The 22,463-nt window shown below is 71.2% G+C and carries 28 protein-coding genes; 13 read left to right on the top strand and 15 right to left on the bottom strand.

Annotated elements, in window-relative coordinates; all coding sequences use genetic code 11:
• Positions 1-88 precede the first annotated feature (88 nt).
• Positions 89-1,114 (top strand): LacI family DNA-binding transcriptional regulator, encoded by a 1,026-nt coding sequence (locus tag ACQP00_RS14615; protein WP_433219221.1) that lies wholly within the window; start codon positions 89-91, stop codon positions 1,112-1,114.
• 125 nt (positions 1,115-1,239) lie between these two features.
• Complete coding sequence (locus ACQP00_RS14610) at positions 1,240-1,743, top strand: hypothetical protein (protein WP_433219220.1); 504 nt, start codon at positions 1,240-1,242, stop codon at positions 1,741-1,743.
• An 82-nt stretch (positions 1,744-1,825) separates the two neighbouring features.
• On the opposite strand, the gene ACQP00_RS14605 is transcribed toward ACQP00_RS14610, so the two are convergent.
• From ACQP00_RS14605 to ACQP00_RS14575, 7 genes are all read right to left on the bottom strand, one after another.
• Positions 1,826-2,665 (bottom strand): SAM-dependent methyltransferase, encoded by an 840-nt coding sequence (locus ACQP00_RS14605; protein ID WP_433219218.1) that lies wholly within the window; start codon positions 2,663-2,665, stop codon positions 1,826-1,828.
• 70 nt (positions 2,666-2,735) lie between these two features.
• Positions 2,736-3,557, bottom strand: coding sequence for an ABC transporter permease (locus tag ACQP00_RS14600; RefSeq protein ID WP_433219216.1), 822 nt, complete (start codon positions 3,555-3,557; stop codon positions 2,736-2,738).
• Positions 3,517-4,317: an ABC transporter ATP-binding protein gene (locus tag ACQP00_RS14595; protein ID WP_433219214.1), complete on the bottom strand. Its 801-nt coding sequence runs from the start codon at positions 4,315-4,317 to the stop codon at positions 3,517-3,519. The genes ACQP00_RS14600 and ACQP00_RS14595 overlap by 41 nt, the downstream gene beginning before the upstream one ends.
• Positions 4,301-4,768, bottom strand: a complete 468-nt coding sequence (locus ACQP00_RS14590; RefSeq protein ID WP_433219212.1) for a MarR family winged helix-turn-helix transcriptional regulator — start codon at positions 4,766-4,768, stop codon at positions 4,301-4,303. Before ACQP00_RS14590 ends, ACQP00_RS14595 begins: the two co-directional genes overlap by 17 nt.
• A gap of 27 nt (positions 4,769-4,795) precedes the next feature.
• Entirely contained in the window at positions 4,796-5,419 is a 624-nt protein-coding gene (locus ACQP00_RS14585) for a hypothetical protein (RefSeq protein WP_433219210.1), read from the bottom strand.
• Positions 5,416-5,751, bottom strand: coding sequence for a MazG nucleotide pyrophosphohydrolase domain-containing protein (locus ACQP00_RS14580; RefSeq protein ID WP_433219208.1), 336 nt, complete (start codon positions 5,749-5,751; stop codon positions 5,416-5,418). Before ACQP00_RS14580 ends, ACQP00_RS14585 begins: the two co-directional genes overlap by 4 nt.
• Positions 5,752-5,784: 33 nt before the next feature.
• Positions 5,785-6,633 (bottom strand): alpha/beta fold hydrolase, encoded by an 849-nt coding sequence (locus ACQP00_RS14575; RefSeq protein WP_433219206.1) that lies wholly within the window; start codon positions 6,631-6,633, stop codon positions 5,785-5,787.
• A gap of 56 nt (positions 6,634-6,689) precedes the next feature.
• Between ACQP00_RS14575 and ACQP00_RS14570 the strand changes: the two genes are divergently transcribed.
• The 3 genes from ACQP00_RS14570 to ACQP00_RS14560 all read left to right on the top strand — a co-directional run bounded on the left by ACQP00_RS14570 (position 6,690) and on the right by ACQP00_RS14560 (position 8,889).
• Entirely contained in the window at positions 6,690-7,271 is a 582-nt protein-coding gene (locus tag ACQP00_RS14570) for a TetR/AcrR family transcriptional regulator (RefSeq protein ID WP_433219204.1), read from the top strand.
• Positions 7,272-7,339: 68 nt separating this feature from the next.
• Positions 7,340-8,443, top strand: coding sequence for a ricin-type beta-trefoil lectin domain protein (locus tag ACQP00_RS14565; protein WP_433219202.1), 1,104 nt, complete (start codon positions 7,340-7,342; stop codon positions 8,441-8,443).
• Positions 8,444-8,520: 77 nt separating this feature from the next.
• Positions 8,521-8,889, top strand: a complete 369-nt coding sequence (locus ACQP00_RS14560) for a VOC family protein (RefSeq protein ID WP_433219200.1) — start codon at positions 8,521-8,523, stop codon at positions 8,887-8,889.
• Here the strand turns inward: ACQP00_RS14560 and ACQP00_RS14555 are convergent.
• Positions 8,841-9,530 carry a copper homeostasis protein CutC gene (locus tag ACQP00_RS14555; RefSeq protein WP_433219198.1) on the bottom strand — a complete coding sequence of 230 codons (690 nt, stop codon included), beginning with the start codon at positions 9,528-9,530 and terminating at the stop codon, positions 8,841-8,843. The two genes, ACQP00_RS14560 and ACQP00_RS14555, sit on opposite strands and share 49 nt — an antisense overlap.
• A gap of 65 nt (positions 9,531-9,595) precedes the next feature.
• Here ACQP00_RS14555 and ACQP00_RS14550 point away from each other — a divergent pair, with 65 nt between their 5' ends.
• Together ACQP00_RS14550 and ACQP00_RS14545 are read left to right on the top strand one after the other, a co-directional pair.
• The gene (locus tag ACQP00_RS14550) at positions 9,596-10,576 is read left to right on the top strand and encodes a fatty acid desaturase (RefSeq protein ID WP_433219196.1); all 981 of its coding nucleotides are present in this window, start codon (positions 9,596-9,598) and stop codon (positions 10,574-10,576) included.
• Complete coding sequence (locus ACQP00_RS14545; protein WP_433219194.1) at positions 10,534-11,109, top strand: maleylpyruvate isomerase N-terminal domain-containing protein; 576 nt, start codon at positions 10,534-10,536, stop codon at positions 11,107-11,109. The genes ACQP00_RS14550 and ACQP00_RS14545 overlap by 43 nt, the downstream gene beginning before the upstream one ends.
• A 54-nt stretch (positions 11,110-11,163) precedes the next feature.
• Here ACQP00_RS14545 and ACQP00_RS14540 read toward each other — a convergent pair whose 3' ends face one another.
• The 3 genes from ACQP00_RS14540 to ACQP00_RS14530 form a co-directional block, all read right to left on the bottom strand.
• Complete coding sequence (locus tag ACQP00_RS14540; protein ID WP_433219192.1) at positions 11,164-12,129, bottom strand: alpha/beta fold hydrolase; 966 nt, start codon at positions 12,127-12,129, stop codon at positions 11,164-11,166.
• 560 nt (positions 12,130-12,689) lie between these two features.
• Positions 12,690-13,880, bottom strand: a complete 1,191-nt coding sequence (locus ACQP00_RS14535; RefSeq protein ID WP_433223854.1) for an IS110 family transposase — start codon at positions 13,878-13,880, stop codon at positions 12,690-12,692.
• Positions 13,881-14,276: 396 nt separating this feature from the next.
• Positions 14,277-14,537 (bottom strand): hypothetical protein, encoded by a 261-nt coding sequence (locus tag ACQP00_RS14530; RefSeq protein ID WP_433219190.1) that lies wholly within the window; start codon positions 14,535-14,537, stop codon positions 14,277-14,279.
• Positions 14,538-14,666: 129 nt separating this feature from the next.
• On the opposite strand from ACQP00_RS14530, the gene ACQP00_RS14525 reads away from it, so the two are divergent.
• Both ACQP00_RS14525 and ACQP00_RS14520 read left to right on the top strand, forming a co-directional pair.
• Positions 14,667-15,053: a VOC family protein gene (locus ACQP00_RS14525; protein WP_433219188.1), complete on the top strand. Its 387-nt coding sequence runs from the start codon at positions 14,667-14,669 to the stop codon at positions 15,051-15,053.
• Positions 15,054-15,150: 97 nt separating this feature from the next.
• Positions 15,151-15,738, top strand: coding sequence for a hypothetical protein (locus ACQP00_RS14520; protein WP_433219186.1), 588 nt, complete (start codon positions 15,151-15,153; stop codon positions 15,736-15,738).
• A 48-nt stretch (positions 15,739-15,786) separates the two neighbouring features.
• Here ACQP00_RS14520 and zwf read toward each other — a convergent pair whose 3' ends face one another.
• Positions 15,787-17,289 (bottom strand): glucose-6-phosphate dehydrogenase, encoded by a 1,503-nt coding sequence (gene zwf, locus ACQP00_RS14515; RefSeq protein ID WP_433219184.1) that lies wholly within the window; start codon positions 17,287-17,289, stop codon positions 15,787-15,789.
• A gap of 189 nt (positions 17,290-17,478) precedes the next feature.
• Here zwf and ACQP00_RS14510 point away from each other — a divergent pair, with 189 nt between their 5' ends.
• The gene (locus tag ACQP00_RS14510) at positions 17,479-18,009 is read left to right on the top strand and encodes a hypothetical protein (protein WP_433219182.1); all 531 of its coding nucleotides are present in this window, start codon (positions 17,479-17,481) and stop codon (positions 18,007-18,009) included.
• Here the strand turns inward: ACQP00_RS14510 and ACQP00_RS14505 are convergent.
• Entirely contained in the window at positions 17,997-18,737 is a 741-nt protein-coding gene (locus ACQP00_RS14505; protein ID WP_433219180.1) for an SDR family NAD(P)-dependent oxidoreductase, read from the bottom strand. The two genes, ACQP00_RS14510 and ACQP00_RS14505, sit on opposite strands and share 13 nt — an antisense overlap.
• A 93-nt stretch (positions 18,738-18,830) precedes the next feature.
• Here ACQP00_RS14505 and ACQP00_RS14500 point away from each other — a divergent pair, with 93 nt between their 5' ends.
• Positions 18,831-19,319: a hypothetical protein gene (locus tag ACQP00_RS14500; protein ID WP_433219178.1), complete on the top strand. Its 489-nt coding sequence runs from the start codon at positions 18,831-18,833 to the stop codon at positions 19,317-19,319.
• Between the two features lie 52 nt (positions 19,320-19,371).
• Positions 19,372-20,289: an acyl-CoA desaturase gene (locus ACQP00_RS14495; protein WP_433219176.1), complete on the top strand. Its 918-nt coding sequence runs from the start codon at positions 19,372-19,374 to the stop codon at positions 20,287-20,289.
• A gap of 23 nt (positions 20,290-20,312) precedes the next feature.
• On the opposite strand, the gene ACQP00_RS14490 is transcribed toward ACQP00_RS14495, so the two are convergent.
• Both ACQP00_RS14490 and ACQP00_RS14485 read right to left on the bottom strand, forming a co-directional pair.
• The gene (locus ACQP00_RS14490) at positions 20,313-21,473 is read right to left on the bottom strand and encodes a hypothetical protein (protein WP_433219174.1); all 1,161 of its coding nucleotides are present in this window, start codon (positions 21,471-21,473) and stop codon (positions 20,313-20,315) included.
• Positions 21,466-21,954 carry a SigE family RNA polymerase sigma factor gene (locus ACQP00_RS14485; RefSeq protein WP_433219172.1) on the bottom strand — a complete coding sequence of 163 codons (489 nt, stop codon included), beginning with the start codon at positions 21,952-21,954 and terminating at the stop codon, positions 21,466-21,468. Before ACQP00_RS14485 ends, ACQP00_RS14490 begins: the two co-directional genes overlap by 8 nt.
• A 65-nt stretch (positions 21,955-22,019) precedes the next feature.
• Here ACQP00_RS14485 and ACQP00_RS14480 point away from each other — a divergent pair, with 65 nt between their 5' ends.
• Positions 22,020-22,463, top strand: a complete 444-nt coding sequence (locus ACQP00_RS14480; RefSeq protein WP_433219170.1) for an N-acetyltransferase family protein — start codon at positions 22,020-22,022, stop codon at positions 22,461-22,463.

Genomic DNA, 22,463 nt, shown 5'->3' with positions numbered 1-22,463 from the left:
ACTGATCGATGGTTGCGGACGCTATCAACGCTGGTGAAGTGGTGGCAATCGTTTGCCATCTTTTGCCAAATCTGCTTCGCTGTCGGGCATGCCCCGCCCCTCCGGCCGCGACCGCCCGGTGACGATCAACGACATCGCCGCGGCCGCCGGCGTCGCCGCCTCCACCGTCTCGCGGGCCCTGAACAACCCGGGCCGCGTCAACGCCGTGACCCGCGAACGCATCGAGGCGGCGGCGCGGGAGCTGCGGTACGTGCCCAGCTCCCCCGCCCGCGCCCTGTCCTCCGGCCGCACCCGGGCCATCGCCGTCCTCGTCTCGGACGTGACCAACCCGTTCTACTTCGGCGTGCTGCGCGGCACCCAGCAACAGCTCAAGGCCGCCGGCTACGCGCAGCTGCTCATCGACACCGAGGACTCGGGCGAGCTGGAAGCCGAGATGCTGCACAAGATGCGCCGCTCGCTGGACGGCGCGATCCTGGCCGCCTCCCGCCTGCCGGACCGCGAACTGGCCCGCCTGGCCGGCGAGATCCCCCTGGTCACCATCAACCGCAACGTCCGCGGCGTGCCGAGCGCCATCATCGACACCCCGTCGGGCATCAGCCAGGCCGCGGAGCACCTGCTGTCCCTGGGCCACCGCGACATCGCCTACGTCTCGGGCCCGCAGCGCTCCTGGCCGAACGAGGCCCGCTGGCACGCGATGCGCGAGGTGGCCGCGCGGCACCGCCTGTCCTTCACCCGCGTCGGCCCCTTCCCCTCGGGCCGCGGCTCCGGCCCGGCGGCCGCGGACGCGGTCCTGAACACCGGCGCGACGGCCTGCATCGTCTTCAACGACCTGCTGGCGATCGGCATCCTGCAACGCCTGCGCGAACGCCACGTCCGCGTGCCGGAGGACATCAGCGTGGTCGGCTGCGACGACATCTTCGGCGCGGACTTCTGCCACCCGCCGCTGACGACGCTGACCGCGCCGATCGAACAGGCCGGCCGGGTGGCGGTGTCGATGCTGCTCTCCCGCCTGGACCGGACCTCGGCCCCGTCGCCGACCACGCGCCAGCAGGTGATGCTGCCGGTGCACCTGACGGTCCGCGGCTCGACCGGCCCGGCCGCCGTGCGCGTCTGACCCTTCGCCGGAACGGGTGGGTCGTTAGGTCCACGGGAGCGGCTTCAGGCCGATGCCGGCGCGGACGCAACGAGCTGCGGTGCCGATGGCTGCAAGCCCAAGCGGGTCGGCATTGCCTGACGGCCATGGGTACGGACCCGGCGGCGGACGAGCAGATGCTGGTGCCGACCGATGCCTCCGCCCAGCCGGACGACGTGGACGCCCTGATTGCCCAGGCCAAGTCCGCAGGCGTACGCATCAACGTCCTGCTGACCGGCGACTGCTCGGACCACACGGCGGCCCTGTCCCGCCAGGGCGACCAGGTCAGGGCCGCGGCGGGTCCACCGTTGTCGAGCCGGTTCGTCCTGCAGCGCATGGCCGCGGAAACCGGCGGCCGCTACTACTACCTGCCGGACGCGACGGCGGCGCTGAAGAAGGCCCTGGACGAGATCTTCGCCGACTTCGCCACCGTGACTCCCCCGCCGACCACACCTCCGCCTTCGCCCTCGGCGCGGTCGACCGGCACCGCTGGGCCGCAGCTCGCGGTGACCGGGACGAACATCCCGGCCCTGGTGACCACGGGCGCCGTGCTGCTGGGCGCCGGCGTGGTGCTGCTGCTGTTCGGCCTGCGCCGCCGCCGGTTCCGCTAGCCATCGGTCGCAGGCAAAGCCTAGGCCCCGTCGGTGTCAGCCAGGTGTCACCGGACGGGGGCCTTCGCCGAAGCAGGCGAACCTACGGGACGCGGGCCACCACGCCGTACATGGCGGTGTCGACGAGCGGGGGCCGGTCCTCTTCGGGGATCGGGTTGCGCCAGGCGGTGACCGGGACGATGCCCGGCTCGAGGATCTCCAGGCCGGTGAAGAACTGGGCGATCTCGTCCTTCGAGCGGGGCATCGCGTCGACCTTGAGGCGGCCCGCCCTGATCTCGGCCATGGCGTAGTCGCGGGCGGCCGGGTCGTTCAGGTCGGCGGTGCCGTGGGTCATGACGACGTAGCTGCCGGACGGGAGGGCGTCGATGAGGGAGCGGACGAGCTCGTACGGCTTGTGCTCGTCGAACAGGAAGTGCACGATCGCGATCAGCATGAGGGCGACCGGCTGCTGCACGTCGATGGTCTTGCGCAGGCTCTCGTCGGCCAGGATGCCGGCCGGGTCGCGCAGGTCGGCGTCGATGTACGCCGTCGCGCCCTCCGGGGTGCTGGTCAGCAGCGCGCGGGCGTGGGTCAGGACGATCGGGTCGTTGTCGACGTAGACGATCCGCGAGTCCGGGGCGATGCCCTGGGCCACCTCGTGGGTGTTGTTCGCGGTCGGGATGCCGGTGCCGATGTCCAGGAACTGCCGGATGTTCGCCTCGCCGGCCAGATACTGCACGGCGCGCTGCAGGAAGTAGCGGTTCTCGAGGGCCGTGGTGCGGATCGCGGGGTACACCCGGGCGATCTGCTCACCCGATTCGCGGTCGGCGGCGAAGTTGTCCTTGCCGCCCAGCCAGTAGTTGTACCGGCGGGCGGGGTGTGCGGTGGTCGTGTCGATCCGGTCCGACCAGCCGGCCTGCTCGTCGCCGACGCCATCTGCCATGAGTACGCATCGTAGGGCATCACCGGGATGTGGTGACAGCGTGTGGAGATCACCGCTTCATGACATCGCGTCAACGGGTGAGCCGGCCGAGGATGGCCGAGGCCGCGAAGACGGCCAGGGCGCACGAGCCGACCAGGACGCCGAAGTCCAGCAGCAGCCGCGACGGGGTGCCGATCAGCAGGCCGCGCAGGGCGTCGACCTCGTAGCTCAGCGGGTTGACGTGGTTGAGCACGCGGAGCCAGCCGGGCATGGCGGAGACGGGGTACAGCGCGTTCGACGCGAAGAACAGCGGCATCATGATCGCCTGGCCGATGCCCATCATCCGGTCGCGCTTCAGGACCAGTCCGGCGAGCGTGATGGACAGGCAGCAGAAGAACGCGGAGCCCAGGAGCAACGCACAGGCGGTACCAAGGAGCTTGAACGGGTTTGTGGTGAGGGAAACCCCGAGGACCGCGGCCAGCACGAGCACCACGACCGCCTGGACCAGGGCACGGATGCCGGCGGCGAACGCCTTGCCGGTCACCAGGGCCGCGCGCGGGGTGGGCGTGACCATGAGTTTGGCCAGTACGCCGGCGTCGCGCTCCCAGATGATGTGGATGCCGTAGAAGATCGACACGAACAGCGCCGACTGGGCGAGGATGCCGGGGGCGAGGAAGTCGAGATAGGGGATGCCGCCGGTCGGGATCGCGCGCAGGTGGGTGAACGTCTGACCGAAGATGATCAGCCAGAGCGCCGGCTGGATGGCCCGCGTGACGACCTCGGTGCGGTCGCGGCGGAGCTTCTGCAGCTCGACGAGGCACATCGCGACGATCCGGGTCCACAGGACCCGCACCGGGTTCGCGGCGCGCGCGTCAGCCGAGGCGGCGTGCGGTGCGGCGAGCTGCACGGACATCGCTGAACCCTCCCGAATCCAAATCATCGCCGGTGTACTCCCGGAACACGTCGTCCAGGCTCTCGCCCGTCGCCGAGGCGACCAGCTCCGCCGGGGTGCCCAGCGCGCGGATGCGTCCGCGGTGCATGAGGGCGACCCGGTCGCAGAACTCCTCGGCCTCCTCCATGTAGTGCGTGGTGACCAGCACCGTCATCCCGGTCTCGGCCCGCACCTGGGTGATCCGCTCCCAGACGCCGGCCCGCGCGACCGGGTCGAGCCCGATCGTCGGCTCGTCCAGCACCAGCAGCCGCGGCGCGCTGACCAGGGCCTGGGCCAGTTCGAGGCGGCGGATCATGCCACCGGAGTAGGTGCCGGCCACCCGGTCCGCGGCCTCGGCCAGGCCCATCGACTCGATCGCCGCGTCGGCTCGGGCCTTGCGCTCGGCGCGGGGTACGTCGAACAGCCGCGCGAACAGCGCGACGTTCTCGCGGCCGCTGAGCCCGGCGTCGGCGGAGAGGGCCTGCGGGACGTACCCGATGAGGCGCCTGACCGCCATCCGGTTGCGCCGCACGTCGAGCCCGAACACCGCGACCCGGCCGGCCTGCGGGGGCAGCAGCGTGGTGAGCACCCGGATCGTGGTCGTCTTGCCGGCACCGTTCGGGCCGAGCAGCCCGAAGATCTCGGCCGGCCGCACGTCGAGCGACAGGTCGTCGACGGCGAGCGTCTCCTTGAACCGGTGCCGCAGCCCGTGAATCTCGACCGCCTCAACCGCGTTGTCCATCGGCACTCCCTTGCTGTGAGAGGACGTCGGCGAGACGGGCCAGCGCCGGTACCGCCGCCGCCAACGCCAGCCGCTCGTCCTCGCCGAGCTCGTCCAGCGCGCCCGCCAGCAGCGAGATGCGCGCCTGCCGCCAGGCGTCGAGGCGCGCGACGGCGGCCGCGGTGAGGAACAGCCGGGCCGAGCGGCGGTCGGCGGGGTCCTGTTCGCGGCGCAGCAGCCCGGCCTCGGTGAGCTGGTTGACCAGGGTGCTGACCGAGTTGCCGGCCAGGCGCAGCTGCGCGGCGGCGGCCGAGACCCCGGTGCCGGGCGCGCTCTCGACCAGCCGGAGCAGCTCGACCTGGCTGCCGGTCAGCGCGGGAACCGCCAGACCGGCCCGCAGCTGCCGGCGCAGCACCCGGCGCACGCCGTTGAGCTGCCCGGCCAGCGCGTCGGCCAGCCCCTCGTGATCCACGCAGAGAACAATACCTCGTTAGCAGAGCTAATGAGAAGCGAGGTCCAGGGTGTACCGGTCGCCGGTCGGCTGGAAGCCCAGGCGGGAGTAGTACGGGGCGACCATGCCGGGCGGGGTGAGCACGCGGCGGAACCCGTGCGCGGTGAGCTGGCCGCTCTGGCGGAAGACGAACTCGCCCGGGGACAGGTCGCGGTAGCGGCGGGTCACGTAGTCCAGCTCGACCTGCGCGACCTCGGGGTCCTGCGGGTCCGGGCGCAGCATGAGCACGCCGACGACCTCGTCGCCGTTGAGCGTGATGAAGGCCAGCCGGTGCTCGTCGTCGAACTTGAAGGCCGGGTTGAACTTGGCGATGTCGGCCCAGTGCACCCGCAGCACGTGGGCCAGGAAGTTGTCGTCGGTGGCGACCTCCACGACCTGGTAGGTGCGCTCGTCGTGGCGGGTGCGCAGCAGGGAGTACAGCTGCCAGACGTTGATGACGGCGAGCGTGAGGTTGAGCCCGACCATCGGCCAGACGCCCACCAGCGCGTTGTAGCCGACCAGGATGACCGAGCCGATCAGGTTGAACACCCGCAGCCGCAGCAACCGTTTCTGCAGCAGCGACCAGACCAGCACGGCCGAGCCCAGCCAGCCGACGATCTCCAGCCAGCTCATGCCCGCTCCCCTTCGCGCCAGCCGCGGGTATACACCACGCCGAGCTTCTCCCCCACCGCCCGCTCCAGGTCGAAGCCCATGGTGTGGGCGGTGACGAACGCCGTGATGACCACGTCGGCCAGCTCCGCCTCGACGTCCTGCATCGATCCGGTCCGCCGCGCGAGCCCGTAGTGCCGCCGCACCGCGCCCACGAACTCGCCGGCCTCCTCGGCGAGCGCGAGCGCCTGGCGCAGGTGCGGCGCCTCGGTGAACCCGGCGGCGGTCAGCTTGTCCGCGATGTCGGCGGCGACGTCGGGCAGGGCGGCGAGGGTGAAGGGGCGCGAGTTGTCCACACCGCTCAGCATGCCGGAGGGACGGGCCCGTCCTCACCCGGCGGTGAAGAATTCGCGCAGGGCCGGGGCGACGACGAGGGGGTGCCCGTCGTCCTCGGGGCCCTCGTGGGTCAGGCCCGGGAACGTGATGCGGCGGGCGTCGGGCAGGGTGGCGGCCAGCGCGGCCAGGGCCGGCTCGAAGAACGACGGGCCGCGGGTGCCGCCCAGCAGCAGGACGCGGGCCCGCACGGCGGCGTAGTCGGGGACGGTGTCGGCGAGCTCCTCGGCGAGGCGGACGTCGTGGCCCTGGGTCGGGATCAGCTCGGCGATCGTCGTCTCGTCGGGGCCGGCCTTCTGGGCGCGCAGGCCGAGGGCGAGCAGGGGGGTGAGGGCTGCTCGCGGTACCCGATGAAAGATCGGCTCCACCGGAAGCCCCCGCATCGCGGTGATCAGCGCCGACGCCCGGTGGCCGGCCGCCAGTTCGCGGTCGTAGCGCGGGAGCCAGTCCATCGGGATCGAGCCGTTGATCGACAGCGGGGGCTCGTAGACGGCGAGCCGGCGCAGCGCGGGTGTGACCAGGGCCGTGCGCAGCGCGATGAGGCCGCCGACGCTGAGGCCGAAGACGAACTCGGCGCCGGTCGCGGCGAGCAGGGCCCGCAGGTCCTCGACCTCGCGGGCGATGCCGTGGCCTTCGCCGTGCGGGCCGCTCCGGCCGCGGCCCCGGCGGTCGGGGACGTGCACCGTGAACGCGTCGGAGAGCGTCGTGGCCAGGGTCGAGAAGTGTTGCGCGGCCTTCATCCCGCCGTGCAGCAGGACCAGGCCGGGGCCGGTTCCGCCGTACCGCCGGTAGCCGATCACGGTGCCGTCCGCCGAGTTGACCGTCGCTGTCGTGTACCCCGTCATGCGGTCGAGGATAGGTATACCCGGTTTACTTTTCAACCCGGTATACCATTCGCGTCGTGACGGGACTTCGGCAGCGCCAGAGCGAGCGCATCCGGCAGGGCATCCAGGACGCGGCCACCCGGCTGTTCCTCGCGTCGGGGTTCGAGGCGGTCAGCGTGAACGAGATCGCGGCGGCGGCCGAGGTGTCCAAGCGGACCCTGTTCAAGTACTTCCCGAGCAAGGAAGATCTGGTCATCGGGGCCTTCAGCGACCACCAGGACGAGCTGGCCCGGGTCGTGGCCGGCGGGGGGCCGCCGCTCGCGGTCCTGGAACGGCACTTCCTCGACGGGCTGGCGCGGCGCGATCCGGTGACCGGGCTCGACGACCGGCGGCCGACCCTCGCCTTCGTGGCCATGGTGCTGGCCACGCCGTCGCTGCAGGCGCGGCTGCTGCTGTACCAGACGCGGGCCGAGGAGGCGCTCGCCCAGGCCATCTCGTCGCGGGTGGCGGCCTACATGATCTTCGCGGTGCACCGGGCGCTCGCCGACGAGAACCGGCGCCGCCTCACCGGCGGCATCAGCGCCGACGAGCGGTATCCCGGTGCCGTGGAAGCCGCCCGGGACGCGTTCAAGCTGCTGCGCGAGGGATTGACCTATTGACACATATCTGTCAGTAAGGTTTCCTGTCGGAACGTCCGCGCTACCGCTGTCTTCCAAGGAGCCTGCTCGTGAAGAGGTACCGCGTCCCCCTCATCGCACTCGCGGCAGTTCTGCTGTCGTTCGGCGCGTCCACCGCGTACGCCCTGGCCCAGACCGGCAGGAGCGCCCTGGCCGCCGGGCCGAGCGCGAGCCAGCTGCTCGCGAAAACCCAGACCTGCAACCAGGTGTCCAACGGCAAGTACGCCACCGACGACGGCGGGGCGGCCACCGTCGCCATCTGCAAGAGCGGTTCGGCGTACTTCTGGAGCGCCGACATGGACATCGACTGCGACGGCATCGGCACGTCGCACTGCAACGCCTCGACCGACCCGTGGTACCAGGCGCAGACCTCGTTCACCACGTCGAACGGGTCTTACTTCACCTCCGAGAGCACGCGGTACTACGTGATCCCGCTGCCCAGCTCGCGCTTCGACTACGGCGCCAACGGCATCCGGCCCGGCGCGGTGGCCGCGGTCGTCTACAACAACCAGGTCGCCTACGCGGTCTTCGCCGACGAGGGGCCCGACAACATCATCGGTGAGGGCTCCTACGCCCTGGCCACGGCGCTCGGCATCGACCCGAACCCGGCCACCGGCGGCACCGCCGGCCCGGTGACGTTCATCGTCTTCCCGTCGTCCGTGCCCAGCCCGGTGGAGAACAACACCGCGATCGACAACACGGGGTCCGCGGCTGCGAGCGCGTGGGTCGGCACCGGCCCCACCACCGGCCCGACCACCCCGACCACCGGCCCGACCGGCACCGCGGGCCAGATCGTCGGCTACGGCGGCAAGTGCGTCGACGTCGCCGGGGCCAGCTCCGCCAACGGTACGGCCGTGCAGCTCTACGACTGCAACGGCACGACGGCCCAGAAGTGGACCCGCGCCTCGGACGGCACGCTGCGGGCGCTCGGCAAGTGCATGGACGTGGCCGCGGCGGGCACGGCGAACGGGACCAAGGTGCAGCTGTACGACTGCAACGGCACCAACGCCCAGAAGTGGACCCGCACCGGGCAGACGCTGGTCAACGTCGGTTCGGGCAAGTGCCTGGACGCGACCGGGCCCAGTTCCGCCAACGGCACGCGGCTGCAGATCTGGTCCTGCGGCGGCGGCGCCAACCAGAACTGGACCCTCTGATCCGACCGGCCCCATGTCGAGCTCCCGCTGTTCGGTCCGACCTCCTGGTAGGAACGGATTGACGGAAGGAGCTCGACATGGGACTGCCCGTGGTGCATTTCGAGATCAGCGGTACCTCACCGGGCGCGCTGCGTGACTACTACGCGGGGCTGTTCGACTGGGAGTTCCACCCGCCCGGCAACGCGGCCACCACCAGTGTCTCCGCCGACGGCGAGTACCACTTCGTCGAGGCCGGCATCAACGGCGGTGTCGGCGGTGGCCCCGGGTATCCAACACGGGTGCTCTTCTATGTGAGCGTGCCCGATGTCGAGCAGGCCCTCACGCAGGCCGAGCGCCTGGGCGGCAAGCGCGTCATGGGACCCGAGCCCGCGCGGGGCGACTTCACCGTCGGGCACTTTCAGGATCCCGAGGGGAACCTGCTCGGGGTGGCCGGGCCGAGCGCCTGACGCAGGCGGCGGACCAGGTCCGCCGAGACGGGGGCGGTCCAGCGGCCGCCGGGACGAACCGCGCTGCCCGAGTGGAAGGCGCGGACCCCGGCGGCCGTGAGCGCGGGGAGGTACGACTCGCGCAGGCCGCCCCCGGCGAGCATCAGCGGCCCGTGGCCCGGCGCGTCGGCCAGGAGCGCGGGAAGCCCGGCCGCCATCCCGTCCGGGCTGCCCGCCGTGAGCACCGAGGTGAGCCCGGGCAGACCGTCCAGGGCGGCCCAGGCCGCGGCCCGGTCGGCGGCGGCGTCGAGGGCCCGGTGGAACGTCCACGGGTAGCCGTCCAGCAGCGCGTCGAGGGCCGGCCGGTCCACCGCCCCGGCCGCGTCGAGGAAGCCGAGCACGAACTCCGCCGCCCCGGCCTCCCGCAGTTCGTGCAGGGTCTTGACCAGGTCGTCGGTCGCGGCGAAGTCCGGTCGCGTGCGCAGCATCACCCGGACCGGGATCGACACCGCCCGCAGGACCGACGCCACGGTCGACGGGTCGGGGCTCAGCCCGCCGACGCCCATGTCGCTGACCAGTTCGACGCGGTCCGCGCCGCCGTCCTGCGCGGCCCGGGCGTCGGCCGCGTCGAGCGCGATGATCTCCAGAAACACAAGGGCCATGGTGACACCCAAGTCTTCGCGAGCAGGTCACTCGGGCGTTTCCTTGACCGGGCTAGCGTGCGAACATGGTCCGCCGTCAGTCGGTGCTGGCGATCGCGCTGGTCGGTGTCGCGCTCGCCATCCTGCTGCTGCAGCTCGTCGTGCTGCCACTCGTCCTGCTACCGCTCGACCTGCGCTGGGCCTGGCTGCTCGGGCCGATCGCGCTCACCACCGTCCCCCTCTGGTCGCTCATCCACGAGTCCATCCACGGCATCCTCCTGCGCGACCGGGCCTGGAACGATCGCCTGGGCCGGCTCCTCGCGGCCGGCTACGGCGGCCCGTTCACCCTGCTGAAGGCCGGTCACCTGCTGCATCACCGGTACAGCCGCACGCAACGCGAACGCACCGAGGTCTACGACCCGCAGCGCTCCACCTGGCTGACCGCCGCACGGACGTACTACCCGAGACTGCTCGGCGGCCTGTACCTCCTGGAGCTGCTCTCGGTCGTCCTCGTGCTCCTCCCCCGGCCCGGCTGGCGCTGGCTGGTGCGGCGGACCGACTCGCTGGACTCGGTGACCGGCCTGCTCTTCGAACGCGTGGCGCGCCGCGACAACCTGCGCAAGTTCCGCGTCGAGGCGATCGCGGTCGTCGTGACGTACACGGGATCGACCCTGGCTTATGGCGGCCACCTCTGGATGCTGTGGAGCGCGGTGGGTGCCCGGGCGCTGATCGTGTCGCTGGCGGACAACGCGTACCACTACCGGACCCGCCTGGAACGCCCGCTGGACGCGATGAACCTCGCCCTGCCGCGCGCCCTGGAGTTCTTCGTCCTCGCGTTCAACCTGCACAACGTGCACCACCGTCACCCGGGCCTGCGCTGGCACGAGCTGCGCGCGGCGTACGTGGCCGACCGCGACGAGATCCACCTCGGCTGGTTCACGGCGGTCGCCCGGCAGTTCCGCGGCCCGATCCCGCTGACGGCGGAGGAGGTGCGCCCACAGCCCGCCACCGGTACCGTGCCGGCGTGGACAGCGGAGATGTCCGGCGCGCCCTCGACGAGTCCCTGACCCTGCTGTCGCCCGTGACCTCGCCGCCGTCGGCCTGGTCTGCGCCGGCGGGGGTGCTCGAATGGACGTGCCTGGAGACGGCGGAGCACATCGCCCACGACCTGACCGCGTACGCGACCCAGCTCACGGCCCGCGCCGAGCATGCGTACCTCCCGCTGGACCTGGTCGTACAACCGGGGACGGACCCCGCGACGACCCTGCAGATCATGGCGGCGTGCGGCCGGCTGCTGTGCCTGTCCCTGGACGCCGCGGGCCCGTCGGCGCGCGCCTGGCACTGGGGCCCGACGGATCCCAGCGGGTTCGCCGCCATGGGCGTCAACGAAATCCTCGTGCACACCTGGGACGTGGCCCAGGGCCTCGGCCTGACGTGGACGCCACCCTCGGATCTCGCGTCGCAGGTCCTGTCGCGTCTCTTTCCCGATGTACCGCCTGAGGCCGACGCCGGACACCTGTTGCTCTGGGCCACCGGTCGGATTGCGCTCCCGGATCGGCCTCGGCGCTCTCTGTGGACGGTCCGCGCGGCTACTGCGTGATGGGGATCGATATGTCAGGCGCTGGCGCGCCCGACATATCGCCAATATCATCATTTAGCGGGTTTTGTCCAGTTCGGCGGTCTCGGCGATCAGGCCGACCAAGCGCTTGATCAGCTCGGGTGCCAGGTGATGCGACATGCCCGCGATCTCGACGTGCCGGGCGCCCGGGATCGCCGTGGCCGTGGCCTTGCCGCCGCTCGGATGGACCATCCGGTCGACGTCGCCGTGGATGACGAGCGTGGGCGCGGTGATGGCGCGCAGCGCGGCGGTACGGTCGCCGGAAGCCTGAATCGCGCCGATCTGCCGCGCCACGCCGGCCGCACGGGCCGGTCCCCCGCCGCGCTCCCACACCTCGGCGGCCCAGGCGCGCTCGATCGCCTCGTCGTACGGGTACGCCCGCGAGCCGATGTGATCCAGCATCGACAGGTGCCGAACGGTCCACTGCTCGACCGTGCGGGCCGGTCGCTTGGCCATGCGCAGCAGCGTCGAGCGGGCCGGCTGACCGACGCGCCGCTCGCCGGTGGTGGAGAAGATCGACGTGAGGGTGGCGACCCGGCCGGGGTGGGTCGCGGCCAGCGCCTGCCCGATCATCCCGCCCATCGACATGCCGACCACGTGCGCGCGGGCGATGCCCAGATGCTCCAGCAGCCCATCGGCGTCGTCGGCCATGTCCTCGAGCCGATACGCACCGCGCGGCGGCCGCGCGACCAGCTGGCGCAACAGACTCGGCGGCGGCGCGGCGACGCGGGTCGAGTGACCGGTGTCCCGATTGTCGAACCGCACCACCCGGAAGCCCCGCTCGAGCAGGCCGTCCAGCATGGCGCGCGGCCACGCCGTCAGGTCAAGCCCTAAACCCGCAACAAGCAGCAGTGGTACTCCCCGTGCCTCACCCTCCACGCGGTAGCACACGCGGATGCCGGTGGGCAGGTCGCAGTACACGTCCTCGGTCACGCTGATCACGGTCGCATGCCCGGTGCCGGTGGTCCATCGATTGAAGCCGCCGTTGTTTCGCTTGCACACGCTGGGGAAGTTTGCGCACACGGTGAGTTGCGCTCCATACCTGGGCAGGTCACGCTGCGTGTTGGAACCAGTTCTTTCGGGCCCGCACGAGGCGTGAATTCGAACTGGTGTTCGAGTAGCATGGAGGCAGCTTCGATCGTTGCCTCAACGAGTGAGGGGTGGTGGCGATGGCTTCGAACATTCCGGACGGCTACGCGGTGCGCCTCGACTGGCCGGTTCCTCGGCACGGCGGCGTGCGGCATGAGTTCACGCAGTTCACGACGAGCTTGCGGCGGGCTCTTCGGCGGGCGGTGGGGACGCAGCGGTACTGGGCTAGTGGGGCGCTTCGGCCGCTTGCGGTGACGGTGGTGCCGATTGGGCGGGATGTGTATGACGCGCATTCACGGGAGTGTGTGTCGTTGCTGTGTCCGACGATGGCGCCGTTGCTGGGGATGGCGGGGTCGGTGGATGTTGCGGAGCGGAGGGCGCTGCCGTAGCTGAGCGCCGGGGGCCGGGGGGCCGGGGGGGCCGGGGGGGCCGGGGGGGCCGGGGGGGCCGGGGGGGTGTCCCTATGGGTTTCGTCAAGCGGCAGCTTGACGGGCTTGGTAGGGCGTCTGGTCTCGGAGCATGGCGAACAGGACGTCGCAGCGGCGGCGGGCGAGGCAGATGAGGGCGGCGTTGTGGCGTTTGCCGGCGGCGCGTTTGCGGTCGTAGTAGGCCCGTGAGGGTGGGTGCGAGAGGCTGGCGAACGCGGCGAGGAAGAACGCGCGTTTCAGCTGCTTGTTCCCGCCCTTAGGTGGGTGTTCGCCGCGGATGCTGCTGCCGGAACGGCGGGTGACCGGGGCCAGGCCGGCGTAGGCGGCCAGATGTCCGGGGGTCGGGAAGGCGCCTCCATCGCCGACCTCGAGGAGGATGCGGGCTGCGGTCCTGACCCCGATGCCCGGCATCGACGTCAGGACCGAGGCAAGAGGGTGCGCATCAAGCATCCCTTCGACCTCCCGGGCCACCTCGTCACGCTGGCGCAGCACCTCGCGCAGACTCTCAGCGAGTTTCGGCAGGATCTTCTCCGCCGCAGCGGTGCCTGGAACGGTCACCGTCTGCTCGCCCAGGGCGGCGACGAGCTGCTCGACCAGACGTTCGCCCATGCGGGGTGCGTGCGGACGGACGATCTCGGCGAGTTTCGACCGGCCCGCGCGACGCAGACCGGCCGGGCCGCCGCAGCGTGACAGCAGTTCCAGCACGGCTTTGTGCTGGACTTTCGGCCCGAGGACCCGCTCGAGGGCGGGGTGGATCTGGGTCAGCAGCCCGCGGAGGCGGTTGCTGATCCGGGTGGCTTCACCGGCGAGGTCGTCGTCGAAGCCGACCAGGACCTCGAGCTCGGCCAGGGTCTCGTCGCCGACGTCGACGCGGCGCAGGGTGTGCGGCAACGTGCGGGCGGCGTCAGCGATGACGTAGGCGTCACGGGCGTCGGTCTTCGCTGCACCCGGGTGCAGGTCCGCGATGCGGCGCATCGCCAGTCCGGGCAAGTATGCGACCTGGTGGCCGCCGTGCCGGGCGACCGCGACCGGCAGCGCCCCGATCGAGGCCGGCTGGTCAACCACCACCAGAACCCGGCCATGCCGGGCGAGCCGGTCGAACACCTGCCGCAGCTTCGCCTCGGTATTGACCAACGCGGCGTCGTGCAGCCGCTTGCCCTCCCGGGTCAACGCCACCGCGTGATGGCCGTCCTTACCGACGTCAAGCCCGAGAAACACCTGATAGTCGCCGTGCACATCGCCTCCCCGCGACGGTCCCAAGCCTCGATCGCGAACTTGGCGTCGACTGCCGGCAGCCACGTTACGAAGAGACCTACCCAGGCACATCAGGTGGTCGTGTCCCTATCAGCGGTCCGTCGACGCCACCCAGCCCGGCGACAACACCCCCCGGATCATGCCGACGACAGGGGCAGTAAGTCATACCGAACCAGGCGACCGAGCGCCCCCAACGGGGACCTAAAAAAGGTAACGGGCCGGGGGCAGGGTGGAAAAAGACGCGGGACAGTTTGGGCCGTCGGGGTCGGGGTGGTGAAAAGACCAGGAACAGTGCGGCCGTCTGGGTTGGGGTGGTGAAGGACGACGAGTGGGTCGCGCCAGGAGAACGTCTTCGAAGTCGGTGTCGCGGACCGCCGGCTACAGGGAGATGTCGCGGTCCAGGTCGAAGGCTGGGCCGCCGTTGTGGTCCAGGGTTGGGTGGGCCACATCCGTGCCCAGGTCGAAGGAGGCGTCGTCCTCGTCTTCGGACAGTTCGTCGTCGATGTGGGCGTCGATCGCGCCGAAGTCGGTGCCTCCGTCCGCTTCGGCGGCGGCCTCGGCGGCGTGCAGGGGTTCCGTCTGGTGGGTCGCCAGGGCGGACAGGTCGACGGGCTGGGTGGCGCGCTCGTCGGTGCTCATCCAATGATCCTGCGAGATCAACCATGGTCGACACAAGCCAACAAACGGTTAAACCCCGGATTTGCGTTGACACACTTCGATAGATGGCAAAGCGCGGGTAAGGGATGGCGACGCTGCATACTGCACGGCGTGGCTCATTTCAGCAGGCTCTACGCGATCTCCATCGACGTGCCGGCGGCGGATCACGACGCGACCGTGGCGTTCTGGTCCGGGGCGGTCGGCGCCGAGTTGGAACCGGTCGGCAAGTATCCCGAGTTCAATGGGGCCCGGCTGCCCACGCACGACATGCTCGTGCTGGCCCAGCGGCTCGGTGACGGCGGGCCGGGCCGCGTGCATCTGGATTTTCATACCGATGACGTCGACGCCGAGGTGGCGCGGCTGGAGCGGCTGGGGGCGACCCGGGTCGAGCGGGCCGAGAACTGGCAGGTGATGCGGGACCCGGCCGGGCTGCTGTTCTGCGTGGTCCTGGACCGTCCGGGCACGTTGTCCGAGGCCAACGCGACGCGCTGGGAGTGATCGGTCCCGGAAACGTGCCAGGACGGACGGAAAGTGTGTGCCGGCGGGCAATGATCGCGCACCTTGGTCGTACCAACGAAATCCAGGGAGCGCACCAATGTCTCGTCGCATTCTTGTTCTGGCCGCGGCCGCCGCCGGTGCGCTCGCACTGGCGGCCTGCAACGACGGTTCCGCCACCACGGCCGCCAAGCCCTCGTCCGCGCCGTCCGCGGAGGCACCTGTCTCGGCCGCGGCTTCCGCGAAGCCCTCGGCGAAGTCGAGCGGGTCGGCCAAGGCCTCGTCGAGCGCCAAGGCGGCCACGGCCACCAGCGTGCCCGACATCTGCAAGCTGATGTCCAAGGCGGAGATCGGCACGCTGACCGGTGAGTCCGTCACCCTCATGACCGACGACGGCGGGTCGTCGCCGACGTCGCGCTACTGCCAGTGGCAGCTCTCCCAGGGCCAGGTCACGATCGCGGTGACGCTGGAGACCCGGGGCAACTTCGACGTGCGCAACAAGCAGGCGACGCCGGTGATGGGCGTCGGCACCACCGCGTACTCGCTGTCCGGGCACCTCTACGTGTGGGAGAACGGGCACGACATCGACGTGTACGTCTCCTCGGAGTCCAGCGACAGCGCCAACCTGTCCGTCGCCCGCCGGGCGGCCCTGCAGTTCATCCCGCGCCTCGAAGCGGCCTCGAAGTAGCGAAAAAGGCCCTCCCCGACCAAAGGGGGAGGGCCTTTCCCGTGCCGGCTACGCGACGGTGTTGCGCCAGGCGCGCCCGCTGCGCTCGATCAGGCGGTTGGCGTCGGTCGGGCCCCAGGATGCCGCCTCGTACGTCGGGATCGGGCTGGTGTCCTGGGCCCAGCGCTCGATGATCGGGTCGACCACCCGCCAGCTCTGCTCGACCTCGTCCTTGCGGATGAACAGCGTGGTGTCGCCGATCAGCGCGTCGAGCAGCAGGCGCTCGTAGGCCTCCGGGGACTCCTCGCGGAAGGTCTTGTCGTAGGAGAAGTCCATGCTGGCCGAGCGGACCCGGAACGAGTGGCCCGGGACCTTGGCGCCGAAGCGCAGCGCGATGCCCTCGTCGGGCTGGATGCGCAGGATGAGCGCGTCGGGCTGGAGCTCGGTCAGCTGGGAGTCGGGGATCGGCAGGTGCGGCGGCCGCTGGAACTGCAGGGCGACCTCGGTGACGCGGCTCGGCAACCGCTTTCCCGTGCGTACGTAGAACGGCACGCCGGCCCAGCGCCAGTTGTCCACGTCGAGGCGCAGCGCCGCGTAGGTCTCGGTGCGCGAGAGCGGGTCGACGCCGGGCTCCTCGCGGTAGCCGGGCATGAGCTCTTCGCGGGTACCGCCGCGGGTGTACTGCCCACGCACCGCGATGTCGTCGATGTCGCGGCCGCGGGGCAGGCGGATGGCCTGCAGCAGCTTCACCTTCTCGTTGCGCACCGCCTCGGCCGCGAAGGACGCCGGGGGTTCCATCAGGGCCAGGGCGAGCACCTGCAGGACGTGGTTCTGCACGATGTCGCGCATCGCACCGGCGTGCTCGTAGAAGCTGCCGCGGGTGCCCACGCCCAGGGTCTCGGCCACGGTGATCTGCACGTGATCGACCCAGGTGCGGTTCCAGATGGGCTGGAAGATGGAGTTGGCGAAGCGCAGCGCGAGCACGTTCTGGACGGTGTCCTTGCCCAGGTAGTGGTCGATGCGGAAGACCTGCGACTCGTCGAACGAGGCGTGCACGGTCTGGTCGAGCTGCTTGGCGCTGCGCTCGTCGTGCCCGTACGGCTTCTCGATGACCAGGCGGGCGAACGAGCCCTCCCGCGACTGGTTCAGCCCGGCGCCGGCCAGGCCGTTGATGACCAGCGGGAACGCCTCGGCCGGGGTGGACAGGTAGAAGATCCGGTTGCCGCCGGTGCCGCGCTTCTCGTCGATCTCGTCGAGCAGGGCCGCGAGGTGCTTGTAGGTCTCCGGGTCGTCGTAGCCGCCGGAGATGTACCGCATCCCGCCGTCCAGCTGCGGCATGCCGCCCAGCCCGCGGTCGCCGAGCACGTTGTGGATGAACTGGTTGTCGTCCATCGGGGTCCGGGCCACACCCACGACCGCGAACCGTTCGGTGAGCCGGTTGTGCCGGGCCAGGCTCTCGATCGCCGGGATCAGCTTGCGCCGGGTGAGGTCGCCGGAGGCGCCGAAGATCACCACCGTCGCCGGCGGGGCGTGCCGGTTGTCGGATTCCTGCAGGACCGTGGTGCTGGACATGGGGAAGGCCTCTCCGTCGGACTGCCGCCGTGACACTACGAGTCAACCGAAGCGGGCAGCAACGATTCCGGAACGTGACCGGCGTCTCTGCGCGGCCTCCGATAAGCGTAATCAGTAGGTTGGGTGCCATGGGACGACCCGCACGGCATGAGGCCGCCGGCCGTCCCCACCACGAGGGGACGTGGAGCCGTGTCGGTGAAGGTGTGGGGTACCCGTCCGGAGGAGACCGGTCTCGCGTACGGCGGGGACGCGCTCGTTCCCGGCCGCGAGGCGTATTACCGGGCCGTCGACGTGCACGCCCCGGCCCCGGTCGTGTTCCGGCGGCTGTGTCAGTTGCGGGTCGCACCGTACAGCTATGACTGGATCGACAACGGCGGCCGGCGCAGCCCCCGCGAGCTGACCCCGGGCGTGGACGACCTGGCGACCGGCCAGCGCTGGATGACCATCTTCGACCTGGTCGCGTTCGTGCCCGGCGAGCAGCTCACGTTCCGCGTCACCGAGCGCCGCGGCCGCGCCCTGTTCGGTGACGTCGTGATCACCTACCTGCTGCGGGAGCTCGGGCCGGGGCGCTGCCGGCTCGTGGCCAAGCTGCACATGCCCGAGCCGCGCGGGCCCCTCGAGCGGGTCACCCGCCCGCTGCTGGCCGCCGGCGACCTGGTGATGATGCGCCGGCAGCTGCTCAACCTGGCCGGCCTGGCCGAGCGCGATCAACTGAGGTAGCCCCCGTCGACCGTGATGGTGGTGCCGGTGACGAAGCCGGCCTCGGGGCTGGCCAGGTAGGACACCGCGCCGGCGATGTCGCGGGTCGTGCCGTAGCGGTCCTGGCTGGTGAACTGCTGGGTGAACGGGGCGAAGTCGCCGCTGAGCGGGTTCATGTCGGTGTCGATCGGGCCGGGCTGGACGGCGTTCACGGTGATCCGGCGCGGGCCGAGCTCGCGGGCCAGGGCGTGGGTGAGGCCGATGACGCCGGCCTTGGTGAGGGCGTAGGCGGTACCGCCGGCGTAGTGCACCCGCTCCGCGGCCACGCTGCCGATGTTGATGATCCGCCCGCCGTCGCCGAGGTGCCGCAGCGCCTCCTGGGTGGCCGCGTAGACGCCGGTCAGGTTCACCGCGACGGCCTCGTCGTACTGGTCGTCGGCGGTGTCCTCGATCGGGGCCATCAGGTTCACCCCGGCGCTGTTGACGAGGATGTCCAGGCGGCCGAACTGCTCGGCGACCGTCTTCACCCCGGCCCGGACCGCGGCCCGGTCCCGGGCGTCGACGTGCAGCGCGACGGCCTGCCCGCCGTGCTCGGCGATGTCGCCGACCACCTCCTCGGCGTGCCCGGGCGAGCGGTTGTAGGTGACCGCGACCGTCGCACCGTCGGCGGCCAGGCGCTGCGCGATGCCGGCCCCGATCCCGCGGGAGCCGCCGGTGACGAGGGCGACGCGCCCTTCGAGGGTGCTCATGTGACAAACCGTGCATCGCCGGGAGAGGTTTGCCGTCACCCGAACGTGGTAACTTTGAGTAATCGGGATCATGCAAGTAGTGATGGGGTTGCAATGTCGATCACACCGGTAGCAGCGACCACGCCGACCACGCTGACCTCGGCGACCGCGACGAGCGCCGCCACGGCCAACGCCACGGGGACGCCCACGTCGCGGGACATGCAGGAGCGCCTGCAGCAGGACCGCCTCGACCAGCAGCGCACCGACGACCTGCGGTTGCAGCAGCAGCGCACCGACGACACCCGCGCCGCCGACCGGCAGGACCTGGTCCGGCAGCAGGACGCGCGGGCGCAGGACGTGCAGCAGCGGGACAACGAGCAGTACACGCTGAACCAGCAGCGGCTGGCCGACCAGCGCCTCGCCGCCCAGCGCACCCTCGACCAGCAGCGCCTCGACGACCAGCAGCGCATCGCCCAGCAGCAGCTGCTCGAGGACCAGCTCCGGCAGCGGGCCGAGGAGCAGCGGGCCAACTTCGACGCCATCCAGCAGCAGCGCCTGCAGACCACGGCGTTGTTCTCCGGCCGGTTGGACGTCTATCTCTGATCGTCGGCTGGATCGTCACCTGACGGCCGTGTCCGCGGGTTATGGTCCGGCCATGACCACGGCGGTGAAGCCCCTGATCGGACGCAAGCGCCCCATCCCGGCGCACGTCGCGGTCTACGCGTTCGTCATCATCCCGTTCCTCGCGCTGCTGGCCGCCGTCCCGATCGCCTGGGGATGGGGCCTGGCCTGGCTCGACATCATCCTCGCGGCGGCCTTCTACACCGTGACGTGCCTGGGCGCGACGGTCGGCTTCCACCGGTACTTCACGCACGGCGCCTTCAAGGCCAAGCGCGCCCTGCGCATCGGGCTGGCCGTCGTGGGCAGCATGTCGGTGCAGGGCCCGATCCTGCACTGGGTGGCCGACCACCGCCGCCACCACGCGTTCGCCGACAAGGAGGGCGACCCGCACTCGCCCTGGCTGTTCGGCACGTCCCCGGTCGCGCTGGCCCGGGGTTTCTGGCACGCCCACCTCGGCTGGGTGCTCGAACGGGAACTGACCAACCAGGAGCGCTTCGCGCCCGACCTGCTCGCCGACCGCGACATCCGCCTGGTGCACCGGCTGTTCGGCCCGCTGACGATCGTGACCCTGCTCCTGCCGGGCGTCCTCGGCGGCCTGATCTCCTGGTCCTGGCAGGGCGCGCTGACCGCGTTCTTCTGGGCCGGCCTGATCCGCGTCTTCGCCCTGCACCACGTGACCTGGTCGGTGAACTCGGTCTGCCACATGATCGGCGACCGGCCGTTCACCGCCCGCGACAAGTCGGCCAACTTCTGGCCGCTGGCGATCCTGAGCATGGGCGAGTCGTGGCACAACCTGCACCACGCCGACCCGACCTCGGCCCGGCACGGCGTGCTGCGGGGCCAGATCGACATCTCGGCCCGTACCATCTGGATCTTCGAAAAGCTCGGCTGGGCGTGGGACGTCCGCTGGCCCACCCCCGCCCGCCTGGCCCGCCTCACCGCCGCCGCCTGAGCGACAGCGAGGCGGGCGATTCGCTACGGCGGCGGCAGCTCGGTCCAGGTCCTGCCGTCGGTGGTGACGGACAGCCGCACCGGGTTGCCCCACATGGCCCAGGCGACGCCCGGGCCCGAGCCCATCCGCAGCGAGTCCCGGTCCACCGGCGGTCCGGGGTTCACGACAAAGTGCTTGCCGTCGTCGGTACTGACCCAGACCGCGAACGGATCCGGCTCGACCATGAGCAGCGTGCCGTCCGCGCGCACGGTCAGGTCCCGCTCGAACGTGGTGACCGGCAGGTCCGTGGTCACGTCCTGCCAGGTCGTCCCGCCGTCGGCGGTGCGCAGGACGTGCTGCGGCTGCCCGATCTCCGGCGTGAACGAGACCCACGCCCGTCTGGCGTCCAGCGCGGCGATGTTGTCCGCGCCGAAGTGCACGTTGAGCGGTTTGCTCTGCCACGTCGCGCCCCCGTCGGCGGTCCGGCCGATCTCGCCCGTGCCGGAGCTGCCGCCGTACAACGTGGCCCACAGCACGCCGCCCGCCTGCTGATAGCGGCCGATGGACCGCCCCGGCGGCTGCTTGGTGAGGCGGTAGGCGACCCCGGCGCCCGCGTCCACCGCGACCGGGCCCTCCTCGTGCGACCCGAAGCAGCGCGAGTGCGCCCCGCAGTCGGCGGCCACGGCGGCCTTCGGCAGCACGTCGGTGTCCATGATCGCCGCGCTGGCCGGCTTCCAGGTCCGCCCCCCGTTGGCGGTCAGGTACCGGGTTCCGTTCAGGGAGTACACGTAGGTCCGGGCGTCCAGGACCTGCCAGCGCTCGTCCGGCTGACCCTGCTCGCAGGCCGGGACCGGGGCCGGCTCGGTCCAGTACTGCCCGCCGTTCGTGGTGTGCGCGAACCGGGCCGGGCAGCCGCTCCAGAAGGCCACCGCGACCTCCGGCGAGAGCATCGCCAGGTCCGTCGGCATGACCCCGGAGGACGGGTGGGCGCTGTTCTCCGGGGTGGCCGGGCGCTGGTCGGGCACCGGCCGGAACGCGAACGCGGCGCCCGCCACGGCGACCACGAACACGACGGCGAAGGCCACGGCGGCGGTGCGGCGCTGCCGGCGGCGGCGCGCGCGGGTGTGGAGTTCCCGCAGCGGTACGGACCGGACCGCCGCCGCCACGCGGGCCCGGTCGAACGGCAGGTGCTCGAGGTCAGGCAACGGGACTCCTCTCGCTGAAGAACTCGGCCAGCGCCTGGCGGCCGCGGGACAGGCGGGACTTGACCGTGCCGATCGAGACGCCGAGGATCTCGGCCACCTCGTCCACCGGCCGGTCGGCGAGATAGTGCAGCGCGATCGCGTGGCGCTGGCCGACCGGCAGCCGGCGCAGGCCCGCCATCAGCGCCACGTGCTCCGGCGACGGGTCCGGCACGACCGGCTCCGGCCCGGCCCGGCGCAGCACGTTCTCCAGAAAGATCCGGCGTCGGTACCGGCTGCGGCTCACATTGATCGCCACCCGGCACAGCCACGCCTCGGGGTTGTCGAGCCCGCGGAACTTGCGGGCATTGCCGATCGCGCGGACGAACGCCTCCTGCACCGCCTCCTGAGCTTCGCCCAGATCGCCTGTCACCGCGTAGAGCTGTACCACCAGGCGCTGGAAGCAGGCCGCGTACACCTGGCCGATCACGTCCCGTTCGGGCACCGTGCGCTCCTCCCTTTGCCTGTTCCACTCCCGGGAGCGCCGCGAGGTTCCACTACCCTCAGGCCATGATCTTCCGCACCGCGACCGGCAGCGACCTGCCCGCGATCGTGGCCCTGCTCGCCGACGACGTGCTCGGCCGGACCCGCGACACGGCGCGGGTCGACGAGGCGTACGAGCGGGCGTTCCAGGAGATCGACGCGGATCCGCGCAACGAGCTCATCGTGGTGGAGGAGCACGACGACGTCATCGCGTGCCTGCAGGTGACGTACATCCCCGGGCTGAGCCGGCACGGCCTGGAGCGCGCGCTCGTGGAGTCCGTCCGGGTGCGCGCCGACCAGCGCAACCGGGGCGTCGGCGTGGCCCTGATGCACTGGGTGATCGACCGCGCCCGGGCGCGCGGCTGCGGCCTCGTCCAGCTCACGACGGACAAGGCCCGCACGGACGCGTACCGCTTCTATCTGCGGCTGGGCTTCAGGCCGTCCCACGAGGGCCTGAAGCTGCCGCTCTGA

Source organism: Dactylosporangium sp. CS-047395, assembly GCF_050942185.1.
Lineage (GTDB): Bacteria > Actinomycetota > Actinomycetes > Mycobacteriales > Micromonosporaceae > Dactylosporangium.
This window is presented reverse-complemented; position numbering and strand designations above follow the sequence as displayed.